Below are 12,200 nucleotides of genomic sequence, written 5' to 3' on the forward strand. Positions count from 1 at the left end.
TTATTGAAGGAATTATTAAATAGAACATACCTTCTCTGATAACACTATTTCTATACAAAGTGAATATAACTTCATCTTTAGCTATATCATTAGTCATATTGCCAACTAAGTTATTCACAGAAATAATATTAATTATTGATATAATAATTAATATTATTATATTTATTATCAATACTTTTTTCTTGATCATATCAAAATAATCTCCTATATTTCATTTTTAGATTTATACTTAATTGCTGTAAATACAAATGGTATAACTACTAATACAAATATCCAAGCTATAAAAACACCATTTCCAACACTATCTCCATCCAAATATGAATTTAAATGAAACTTTTCTAAGCCTTGAGTTATAAAAAATTCATACACTCCAAAATAAATTATAAATATAGATATTATAAATACTTTTGAGTTCTTTATAAAAAACGATGTTGATAAAGCAATAATTGCATATAATGCCCCCACCAAGCTATATATAAGCATGTATACTAAATTATATAAGCATGTATTTTGAACTCTTAGTAAGTCTAGGAATCTCGAATCAGAATAATTAAAATATCCAATATCAAATGCTGGTAAAGCCATTGCATTATCTAATCCCTTCAATGGGAATGTAATAATACACAAAACTTGATTAATAAAAAGGCTTATAAAAATGACTGAAAATGTTAAAGCAAAAACAACTATTATCTTAGATAAAATGTACTTTTTTTTACTACATCTTGTAATTATACTCTTATATATTCCATTATTATATTGAATACTATATATATCACTACATAACATCATTGATAATAATGGAAATATTAATATAAACCATAACTTTACATGTCTAGATACTGTACCATTTAAAAAATTTTCTTCTAAAGATGACCTAACAAACTGGATTGGCAACCCATAACTTATTTTACAATTAACCAAAAAACAAATTATTGGAATGCTTATCATTATTATACTAATTGCTCTGAAATTCATACTATTGATAATATTTTTAAAATCCATATGTAATAGTTTCTTCATATATTTCCTCCTAAGCTTTAAATATATATGAAGATACAACGTCTTCATATATCCTTTACACTACCTCAAATTAATTGAAATTAATCCATCCATCTACATATGCTTCAGTACTACTATTGTTAGAATTCTCCATTCCAACATAACCTGAACTTATAGAACGATTAGAATACATATTTTTTGAATCTCCAACTTGGAAGTAATAATCACCACTTATTTGACTCTTATTTACATCAGTAATCCAAAATGTTGCTCTATTAGTATTAGTTAAAAGGTCAACTTGATTATATACACAATTATTAGCTCCATGAGCTTTATGTCCTTCTCCCCAATAATTATTTCCTTGGTATATTGGTAGAGCATAACCACCATATCCTGCTGCAAATGCAGTGCAACCTAATGCTAGTACTCCAAATACTGTCATTCCAAGTATCATCTTAATGCTTTTTCTTTTCATATATACTCTCTCCCTTTTTAATATTTATTAATGTTCATTAACAAATATTATGTTACCATATTATGTATATTTTTTCAATTTTTCTTTATATTGTGGATAATTTGATTATATTTTTAGTAATTACATTTGTAATTTAGACATTTATTTCTAATTATTACCACTCGTGAATCTATTAATATTATCAAACAATCTAGTGTCACTCTCATAATCAAGATTACAATCAATCCATATAAAATCATTTTCATTAAAAAGTTTCCTTACCATCTTTTCAGCTTCTACCATTTCTACTAACATCCTTGCTTTTAATCAACTATATAAATGCTATACTTTCTACCTTGCCAATAGACTATATACTTTTTCTTTTAAGAATTCTAATAACTTGCAATATCAACCTTAAAGATAAGTGCATTTTCTAATTTAATATTTATAGCTTGATATTATTTATTTTAGTATCCATAAGTACCGTTCTTTTTTCTTTACCTAAAAAGGAATCCCCATTGCTGAGAATTCCTTTTTATCTTTTATTATTAAATTATCCATATCATTTTTTATTATTCTTTTCATAACTATATTTGCTATTAAATGAATCAATTATTAATCCAATCAACATACCTATAATTATGCCGTTACTTATATTATCAAATGTTGATCCAAAACACATCCCAAGTGCTAGACCTATTGGCATATACTTCATTATATATTTAGCATCTTTATCTTTTTTAAACTTTAAAGCACCTCTATCAATAAATAATACATTTAAAACACAATTTATATTATACCATTATATGCCACAACGTAGTATGAAAAACTTCACTCTATTAAACATAATTCATATTGTGTCTACTTTATATAGCAATGAAAAGATAATGCATATTCTCATTCGTATTTTAATAAGCAAAATAAAGTAGTGTATGACAACTACCTTTTTAGTTAAAAATCATACACTACTTCATTATTTTCAAATCGCTAAATTATCATTGTAATTTTTCAAAGGAAACTCGACTCGCATTCGCTCGCTTAGTAAGTTCGAATAACTAAATACAAAATTTGGATTCTCACTTTTTGGCTCTCACTTATTCCCATTCAATAGTAGCAGGTGGCTTAGAAGTTACATCATAAACAATTCTGTTTACTCCTGGAACTTCATTAACTATCCTTCTACTAACAAGATCAAGAACTTCATATGGGATTCTTGCCCATTCAGAAGTCATTGCATCACTTGATGTTACGGCTCTTAAAGCTACCGTATGACAGTAAGTTCTTTCATCTCCCATAACTCCAACTGACTTTATGTTTGGTAAACAAGCAAAGTATTGCCATATGCTTTCATCTAGTCCAGCATTAGCTATTTCATCTCTAAAGATAGCATCCGCTTCTCTTACTATTTCAAGCTTTTCTTCAGTTATTTCTCCAAGAACTCTTATTGCAAGACCTGGTCCTGGGAATGGCTGTCTCCATACTAACTTATGAGGTATTCCAAGTTCTTCTCCTACTGCTCTTACTTCATCTTTAAATAACTCTCTTAAAGGTTCTATAAGATCAAACTTCATGTCTTCAGGAAGTCCTCCAACATTGTGGTGAGACTTAATTGTAGCTGATGTGTTAGTTCCACTTTCAACTATGTCTGGATAAATTGTTCCTTGTACTAAGTAATCAATTTCCCCAACCTTATTAGCCTCTTCTTCAAATACTCTAATAAATTCTTCTCCTATAATCTTTCTCTTAGTTTCAGGATCTGAAACTCCAGCAAGCTTACCTAAGAATCTATCTTCAGCATTTACTCTTATTATGTTCATATCAAATTCTTTTTTGAATACTCTTTCAACTGTATCTCCTTCATCTTTTCTTAAAAGACCGTGATCTACGAAGATACATGTTAAGTTGTGACCTATTGCCTTATGTACTATCATAGCTGCAACTGATGAATCTACTCCACCTGATAAAGCACAAAGAACCTTTTTATCTCCAACTAAGTCCTTAATTTCCTTTATCTTTTCTTCAGCAAAGTGAGCCATAGTCCATTCATTTCCTAACTCACATATGTTATGAAGGAAGTTTTGAAGCATCTTTTGCCCAAATGGTGTATGTTCAACTTCTGGGTGGAATTGTACACCATATAATTTCTTTTCTTCATTTTCCATAGCAGCAACTGGACATACATCTGTGTTAGCTACTATTTTAAATCCTGCTGGAGCTTCTGATATATAATCAGTATGACTCATCCAGCATATACCTTCTTCTTCTATCCCTTGGAAGAGTCTTGAAGAAGAATCTAGCTTAATTGAAGTTTTTCCGTATTCTCTAACTGGTGCAGTTTCAACTTTTCCACCTAGTAAATAAGACATTAATTGATCTCCATAGCAGATACCAAGAACTGGCACTCCTAATTCAAAAATTCCTTTATCCACCCTTGGAGTATCTTCACCATAAACACTGTTTGGTCCGCCTGTAAATATTATTCCCTTAGGGTTTTTAGCTTTTATTTGATCTAGTGTATAAGTATATGGGATTATTTCACAATAAACTCCACATTCTCTTACTCTTCTAGCAATTAATTGATTATATTGACCGCCAAAGTCAACTACTAGGACTAATTCTTTCTTCATGTTACCCTCCAATAATCTTTCTATTAATTATTATATTTTACACTAAGTTATTGACTAACACTATAGTTTGGAGCTTCCTTAGTTATATTTATATCATGAGGATGACTTTCTCTAAGTCCAGCTGAAGTTTGAACAACAAATGTAGCTGTTTGATATAAAGTTTCAAAATTCTTTGATCCAAGGTAACCCATACCTGATCTTATTCCTCCAAGAAGTTGGAATATAGTATCAGCAACATATCCTTTATATGCTATTCTTCCTTCAACGCCTTCTGGTACAAGCTTTTTATTTCCTTCTTGGAAATATCTATCTTTAGAACCACAAGCCATAGCTGCTAATGAACCCATTCCTCTATATACTTTATAGCTTCTTCCTTGATATATTTCTATTTCACCTGGAGCTTCATCACAACCTGCAAGTAATGACCCCATCATAACTCCACAAGCCCCTGCAGCCATTGCCTTAACTATATCTCCTGAATATTTAATACCCCCATCTGCAATCACTGGAACTCCATATTTTCTTCCTACCTCTACACAATCCATAACAGCTGTTAATTGAGGAACTCCAACTCCAGCAACTACTCTTGTTGTACATATTGAACCAGGTCCTATACCTACCTTTACGCAGTCTGCTCCAGCTTTAATTAAATCTTCTGCCGCTTCTGCTGTTGCAATATTACCAGCTATAATTTGAAGTTCTGGATATGCAGATTTAATTTTAGAAACTGCCTCTAAAACTCCTTTAGAATGACCATGAGCAGTATCAAGTGTAATTACATCTACCTTAGCTTTTACTAAAGCCTCAACTCTTTCCATCATGTTATCTGTTACACCTACAGCAGCACCACAAAGTAATCTTCCTTGAGAATCTTTAGCTGCATTTGGGAATGTTCTAGTTTTCTCTATATCTTTAATAGTTATTAATCCTTTTAATACTCCATCTTTATCAACTAAAGGAAGCTTTTCAATTTTATGCTTCTTTAATAATTCTTTAGCTTGTTCAATTGTTGTGTTTTCAGGTGCAGTAACTAAATTTTCCTTAGTCATTACATCTCCAATTTTCTTTGTAAAATCTGTTTCAAATGTAGTATCTCTATTAGTTAAGATACCAACTAACTTACCATCAACAGTTATTGGAACTCCTGATATTCTATATTGAGCCATAAGATTTTCTGCATCTTGTAAAGTTTGTTCTGGAGAAAGGAATATAGGATCTGTAATTACTCCATTTTCTTGTCTCTTAACCCTATCTACTTCTCTAGCTTGTTCTTCTATTGTCATATTCTTATGTATAATTCCGATTCCGCCTTCTCTAGCTATTGCAATAGCCATTGTAGATTCCGTTACTGTATCCATTCCAGCACTTATTAGCGGTATATTTAACTTAATTTTCTTAGTTAGATTAGTTGCAAGTGTTACCTCTCTTGGTAATATCTCTGATTTATTTGGTACTAGTAATACGTCATCGAAAGTGTATGCTTGTTTTAATATTCTTGCCATTTTTAATATCCTCCCTCAATTTATGATTAATTTAATTCATTTCTAATTCAAAGTGCAAGATTTATTTCATTTTCTTGCCTAATTTTGAGTACAAAAAAAGCACATTAACTTACTATAAAGTGAAGTTAATATGCCTATATAACAAGAATATATAAGTATATCAAATTCACCCATAGTCGGAAATTTACGGCTTCCGGTAGATACTCCCTGCCATATTCAGGGGATATACGAGCTTAAAATGTGCCTGTTACTAAATTAAACTTATTATAATGTATCATATTGCTAAAGTCAATAGAATTGAAAGTAAAATTGCATTTTTATTTTATGAAATAACACCATTATCATCTAGCGTGAAATTATAGCCTCCTAATAATAATTCTTTCATCTTACCATATGTCGTAGTATTAGATATACTTTTAATTCTAGTAAAGTCAATAAGATCATTTTCATTTGAGGAACCATTAATTGTACTCTTAATTTTGCCAAAAGTATCATTTGTACTTATAGCAGAGCTTGCTTTTATATTATATGTATCTACAGCTAATACTACCTGCCTTACTTCTTCCAACGCCTTTGTTTTCTTTGCCTCTTTTATGTATCCTGCAACTTTGGGAGTAAATACACTAAATAATATTGCTATTATAGCTATAACCGCTATTGTTTCAACTAAAGTAAATCCATTAACATTTTTCTCTATGTATTTATGTTTATTTTTCACCAGTTCATCCTCCTTAAAGCTATAATCTTTCTTTATCTATAGATTCTAGCCAATTTACGAAGGATTTATAATTTTGTCTATAAAAAAATCCAAGATATATTTAATTAGTTTTATATCCTGGATCAAAGTAAATATTAAATTTTGAACTATTCATCAATCGATGGTATGATGATTTTAGCTTTAAAAAGATCTCCATCAATTTTTATACTAAGCTCTCCCCCCTGAATTTCCAGTATGCTTTTAGCAATAGAAAGCCCTAGACCTGTACCTTCAGTACTTCTCGATTTATCTCCTCTTTTAAATCTCTCAAATATCTCTTCACTCTCAAAATCCATTTCATAAGAAGATGTATTTTTCATAGTGATAACTATTTTACCATCCTCTTCTTTTAATGAAATATATACTCGAGTTCCTGGCTGAGAATATTTTAATATATTATTTATAAGATTTTCAAATACCCTCCAAGTCTTTTTTCCATCTAAATTAGCATAAACCTTTTCTTCAGGAAACTTTAGCCTAAATGTTAATTCTGAATTATTAATTGCTTCATCAAATTCTCCCAATGTCTGCTTTAAAAGTGAAGTCACCTCTAACTTTTCTATTTCAAGATCTACAGCACCGCTTGCCATCTTAGAAGCTTCAAATAAATCATCTATAATTACCTTAAGTCTCTGAGATTTCCTATCCAATACATTTATGTATCTATCCGCCTCTTCATTAGATATCCCCTCTTTTTTTAATAATCCTACATAGTTAATAATAGATGTTAATGGAGTTTTTAAATCGTGCGATACATTTGTTATAAGCTCAGATTTGAGCCTTTCGCTCTTCATCTCACTTTTAAGAGCTTCTTTAACTCCAGCCTTCATATTATTGATATTATTAGCTATCTTTAAAAGCTCGCCTCTTCCTTTTTCCTCTATAGTGTAATTAAGATTTCCTAACACTATTTCTTCTGTGCCCTTTGCAATTCCAATGACAAATCTACCTATCTTAAAAATATAGTAAATCATGAATATCATGTAAAATAATATATATGATATTGCTATGACTATTACAAACCCTTCTCTTGAATTTTTTATACATGCAAAAACACCTAATGTGATTAATCCAAGTAGCAAAGTAAGTGTAGTCATGATTTTAGTTTTAAACTTAATACTTTGGAACTTAGAATTTTCTCTAATTCTACTTAATAATTTATTAACTAAACATTTTTTAATCCCTATTCTAAATTCATTTCTATTTCCTTTAAAATATATTATCTGTTTTACATTAATAACTAAATATAATATATACACTGCTACAATAGTAAGTATATAAACTTGCCCAAACCTATAAGGCTTACTAAAGAACACCACTTTATTTATATATTTCATCATTATAAACATATAAATTATAAATATAATTAATTGTATATCTAGGGGTACTTTTCTATACCACTTTTCTATGTTTTTTAAGATTGCTACATATTCATTGTTTTTCTTCAATATCAATATTAGTAAAGGAAGTCCTATTAATAATGATACAATTCCGATTACAATTTCTTTATGCAGTCTTTCTTTTACAGAATTATAATAATTATAATTTTTATATATGAAACTATTTTTATCAATATCCTTAGATACAACAAAATAAATTTTTTTATTATTTGCTTCTGCCCACATATTTATATAGGTCATTTTATCAAACTCCTTAACTTCATAAGGAAATTTAATACTATACAAAGCCGTCTTTTCAATATACTCATCTATATCTGAAATATTTTCTATATTGGTATCTATGACATTATTTTTACTATCTGCAATATAATATTTTATTATACTCTTGTCTTCTACCGCTCTTTTAATATTCTCATAATCTCTATTTTTATAAGCTACTATCTCTTTTTTAAAATCCTCGATAGTTTTAGAATTTTCTAATTTTATTTCATTAAGTTCTTTATCTCTTGCCTCTGTTAGTCTTTTAACCTCATTCTTATTATCTTGCTGTGCAGCATTTATTATCTCATATTTATACTTGCCGTTTATTTCATCTTCCCTATTGCTTAAATCAGTATCATACAATGTTTTAGATAATGTTAATTCACTATTTGTGACCTTATCATCAGTTGATTTTAGTGAATAATCCTTATATATTTCATTAAGATTTTTTATATTATAAAAATAACTAACTAAATCATGTTGAAATTGTGAACTAGTAAAATAAACATCTGATTTTAAATACTCTTTATTTTTTATTAAATCATTTGCTGTCAGCAATGAAATACCAAGAATATAAATTAATATAACAAAAGCTATTCCAACTGTATATTTATTTTTCAATTTTATAGCCAATTCCCCACACCACCTTTAAATATTTTGGTTCTCTTGGGTTAATTTCAATCTTCTCTCTTATTCTCCTTATATGAACTGATACAGTATTTTCAGAATTATGAAATGGTTCATCCCACACCCTTTCATATATCTCTTCAATAGAAAATACTCTTCCCCTATTAGTCATTAAAAGCTCTAATATTTTATATTCTAATGATGTTAGGCTCTTTTCCTTTCCGTCCACTATTACCATCTTTGAACTTTTGTTTAATATAAGTCCTCTTACATTTACCTCATCATCAACCTGTTCATCGTATTGACCTAAGCTTGTATATCTTCTTAATTGGGATTTAACTCTAGCTACTAATTCCATTGGATTAAATGGTTTTGTAATATAATCATCGGCACCTATATTAAGACCTAATATTTTATCAGTATCCTCTGATTTTGCTGAAAGCATTATTATAGGAATGTTTTTGCTTTCTCTAATTTTAAATGTAGCTTTAATTCCATCCATCTTAGGCATCATTAAATCCATTAATATAAGGTGTATCTCTTCTAATTCAACCACCCTCAATGCTTCTATCCCATCTGCTGCATGAAATACTTTTATCCCCTCATTTTTCAAATATATTTCAACAGCTTCTCGTATTTCATATTCATCATCTACCATTAGAACATTAAATTTTGTCATAATACTCCCCCTCTTCCCCTATTATACATGCTGGTTAGAGAACCTTCCAATTAACTTTTCTTCATAAAAAATGCAAACGCCTCCTTCTTAAAACCATTTGTCTTTTCTACATTCCTTATATTTCTAATATGATAAAGCCTCCCATTATAATCCTTTGCTTGATTGTCACATACATAGGCAAAATCATAACTTCCTTCCTTTACCCATTTCATAAATACATAAGTATGTGTTGGAATTCCATCCTTATTCCCATCACTATCTGTGGTAAAGCATATATCTCCAGGCTTTAATTCTTCATAATTGCTATGTTTTTTCCACCCATCTTCCTTTAACATTTTTAAAACTTCTGATACCTTTTTTGTTTCATTTGGCACCATAAAGTTATTTTCCCTCAATAATTCTGCTAAAAAATAGACACAAGTATTAGAGGAATTACCTTTATTTCGTTTTACCGCCTTGGAATATATATACTTACGATTCTCATTACTTTGAAGAAAATTAAATATTTTTTCATCAAGGTTATAACTTCTGTCTTCTGTGCAAATTTTACTACCTATTATTGCTTTTATTACTAAAATTACAACTACAACACTTATTATAAAAATCATTATCTTTATCACATCCTTCTCCCCTCACTCCTCTTGCTACAACTAATTATACAAGTTACTTTTTACAAAAAACTTTCCATAATTCTTTCAAATTTATGAAGAAAAACAAAAAAATCTCGTAATGAAATTTTTCATTACGAGATTTTCAGTATTAAAAATTCTTTTTTAGTACATTCCTTCCATTCCTGGAGCTCCACCTGGCATTGGAGTTTCCTTTTGTGGAATATCAGCAACAGCTGCTTCTGTTGTTAAGAATGTTGATGCTACTGATGCTGCATTTTGAAGTGCTGATCTTGTTACCTTAGTTGGATCAACTATACCAGCTTTTATCATATTCTTATAATCTCCATATAATGCGTCGTATCCCATACCAGCTTCACTATTCTTAACTTTTTCTATTATAACAGAACCTTCAACTCCTGCATTTGCAGCTATTTGTCTCATTGGCTCTTCTAAAGCTCTAACGATTATATTTATACCAACTTGTGCATCTGGAACATCTGATGTTAATTTTGCAACTTCATTTATTACATTAACATATGCTGTTCCACCACCTGGTACAATACCTTCCTCTACTGCTGCTTTTGTTGCATTTAAAGCATCTTCAATTCTAAGTTTTCTTTCTTTAAGTTCAGTTTCTGTAGCTGCACCAACTTTGATTACTGCAACTCCACCAGAAAGCTTTGCTAATCTTTCTTGTAATTTTTCTTTATCAAATTCTGAAGTTGTTTCTTCAATTTGATTCTTAATTAAGCCAACTCTTTCTTTAATAGCTGCTGAACTTCCTTTACCATTTACGATAGTTGTATTATCCTTAGTAACCTTAACACTATCTGCTTGGCCTAACATCTCGATAGTTACTTCTTTAAGATCTCTTCCTAGTTCTTCAGATATTACTTCTCCACCAGTTAAAATAGCTATATCTTGAAGCATTTCTTTTCTTCTATCACCAAAGCCTGGAGCTTTTACAGCAACACAAGTAAATGTTCCTCTTAACTTATTAACTACAAGAGTAGCCATAGCTTCTCCTTCAATATCTTCAGCTATAATTAATAACTTCTTACCTGATTGAACTATTTGTTCTAGTATTGGTAGTATTTCTTGTATATTTGAAATTTTCTTATCAGTTATTAAAATGTATGGATTATCTAAAGAAGCTTCCATCTTTTCCATATCTGTTGACATATAAGGTGATACATATCCTCTATCAAATTGCATACCTTCAACTACGTCTAATTCAGTTCCCATTGATTTAGATTCTTCGATAGTAATTACACCTTCATTACCAACCTTCTCCATAGCATCAGCAATTAACTTACCAATTTCCTCATCTGCTGCTGAGATAGCTGCAACTCTAGCTATGTCTTCTTTACCTGCTACTGGTTTTGAAATTCCTTGAATTTCTTCAACTGCTTTTTCAACAGCCTTTCTTATACCATTTCTAATTAATATTGGATTAGCTCCTGCTGTTACATTTTTAAGACCTTCTCTTATAATAGCTTGTGCTAAAAGAGTAGCTGTTGTAGTTCCATCTCCAGCAACATCATTTGTCTTAGTAGCAACTTCTTTTACAAGTTGTGCTCCCATATTTTCATATGGATCTTCTAACTCTATTTCTCTAGCTATAGAAACACCGTCATTTGTTATTAGTGGTGCTCCAAACTTTTTATCTAATACTACATTTCTTCCCTTAGGTCCTAATGTAACTTTTACTGTATCAGCTAATTTATCTACCCCTATTTGCATAGATCTTCTTGCATCTTCACCAAATTTTAATGTTTTTGCCATCTCTATTACCTCCTATTCAACTATCGCTAAAATATCTTCTTGTTTTAAAATAGTATACTCTTCTCCAGAAACTTTAACTTCTGTACCTGCATACTTTGAATATAAAACTTTATCTCCAACTTTTACTTCCATTTCAACCCTCTTACCGTCTACAACAGCTCCGGGTCCTACTGCAACTACTTCTGCTTCTTGTGGTCTTTCCTTAGCTGTACCTGTTAGTACTATTCCGCTTTTAGTAGTTTCTTCTGCCTCTAATTTCTTAATTACTACTCTTTCTCCAAGTGGTTTGATATTCATTGAAAAACCTCCTTAATATTTATATAATTTTATTTTCTTCTGTCCTTTTCTTAATCTAATTAAATTAAGATTATAAAAATAGTTCTATAGAACTACTACATAAAAACTTGTATTAGCACTCACTCTTAATGAGTGCTAATACAATTATAATATATCCTGTATCCATATTATTCAAATATTCTTTTTTATATTATCTCGCCA

At 29.9% G+C, this 12,200-nt stretch carries 13 protein-coding genes and 1 riboswitch; all 13 genes read right to left on the minus strand.

The genetic code is table 11. The features are described 5' to 3' along the window. The coding region (locus H9661_RS16210) for a hypothetical protein (protein ID WP_191769815.1) at positions 1-190 on the minus strand (190 nt) is incomplete at its 3' end. A 14-nt stretch (positions 191-204) separates the two neighbouring features. Beyond that, on the minus strand, positions 205-1,020 hold the full coding sequence (locus H9661_RS16215; RefSeq protein ID WP_191769817.1) for a hypothetical protein: 816 nt from the start codon (positions 1,018-1,020) through the stop codon (positions 205-207). A 70-nt stretch (positions 1,021-1,090) separates the two neighbouring features. Next, the gene (locus tag H9661_RS16220) at positions 1,091-1,474 is read right to left on the minus strand and encodes a hypothetical protein (protein WP_191769819.1); all 384 of its coding nucleotides are present in this window, start codon (positions 1,472-1,474) and stop codon (positions 1,091-1,093) included. A 147-nt stretch (positions 1,475-1,621) separates the two neighbouring features. Next, a complete protein-coding gene (locus H9661_RS19925) occupies positions 1,622-1,756 on the minus strand; it encodes a hypothetical protein (RefSeq protein ID WP_279290180.1) in 135 nt (44 codons plus the stop codon). Positions 1,757-2,015: 259 nt separating this feature from the next. After that, complete coding sequence (locus H9661_RS16225) at positions 2,016-2,168, minus strand: hypothetical protein (RefSeq protein ID WP_191769870.1); 153 nt, start codon at positions 2,166-2,168, stop codon at positions 2,016-2,018. Between the two features lie 379 nt (positions 2,169-2,547). Beyond that, positions 2,548-4,080 (minus strand): glutamine-hydrolyzing GMP synthase, encoded by a 1,533-nt coding sequence (gene guaA / locus H9661_RS16230; RefSeq protein WP_143316834.1) that lies wholly within the window; start codon positions 4,078-4,080, stop codon positions 2,548-2,550. Positions 4,081-4,127: 47 nt separating this feature from the next. Further along, the gene (gene guaB, locus H9661_RS16235) at positions 4,128-5,582 is read right to left on the minus strand and encodes an IMP dehydrogenase (protein WP_143316835.1); all 1,455 of its coding nucleotides are present in this window, start codon (positions 5,580-5,582) and stop codon (positions 4,128-4,130) included. Between the two features lie 153 nt (positions 5,583-5,735). After that, positions 5,736-5,833, minus strand: a riboswitch (purine riboswitch). 71 nt (positions 5,834-5,904) lie between these two features. Further along, a complete protein-coding gene (locus H9661_RS16240) occupies positions 5,905-6,300 on the minus strand; it encodes a prepilin-type N-terminal cleavage/methylation domain-containing protein (RefSeq protein ID WP_243129606.1) in 396 nt (131 codons plus the stop codon). 146 nt (positions 6,301-6,446) lie between these two features. Continuing rightward, positions 6,447-8,633 carry a HAMP domain-containing sensor histidine kinase gene (locus H9661_RS16245; RefSeq protein WP_143316837.1) on the minus strand — a complete coding sequence of 729 codons (2,187 nt, stop codon included), beginning with the start codon at positions 8,631-8,633 and terminating at the stop codon, positions 6,447-6,449. Continuing rightward, positions 8,611-9,306 carry a response regulator transcription factor gene (locus H9661_RS16250; RefSeq protein ID WP_143316838.1) on the minus strand — a complete coding sequence of 232 codons (696 nt, stop codon included), beginning with the start codon at positions 9,304-9,306 and terminating at the stop codon, positions 8,611-8,613. Before H9661_RS16250 ends, H9661_RS16245 begins: the two co-directional genes overlap by 23 nt. 50 nt (positions 9,307-9,356) lie before the next feature. Further along, a complete protein-coding gene (locus H9661_RS16255; protein ID WP_191769822.1) occupies positions 9,357-9,926 on the minus strand; it encodes a hypothetical protein in 570 nt (189 codons plus the stop codon). A 153-nt stretch (positions 9,927-10,079) separates the two neighbouring features. Next, complete coding sequence (groL, locus tag H9661_RS16260; RefSeq protein ID WP_143316840.1) at positions 10,080-11,702, minus strand: chaperonin GroEL; 1,623 nt, start codon at positions 11,700-11,702, stop codon at positions 10,080-10,082. 12 nt (positions 11,703-11,714) lie between these two features. Beyond that, positions 11,715-11,999: a co-chaperone GroES gene (gene groES / locus H9661_RS16265; RefSeq protein WP_143316841.1), complete on the minus strand. Its 285-nt coding sequence runs from the start codon at positions 11,997-11,999 to the stop codon at positions 11,715-11,717. Positions 12,000-12,200 lie beyond the last annotated feature (201 nt).

The sequence above is a fragment of the Clostridium cibarium genome (genome assembly GCF_014836335.1).
Classification (GTDB): domain Bacteria; phylum Bacillota; class Clostridia; order Clostridiales; family Clostridiaceae; genus Clostridium; species Clostridium cibarium.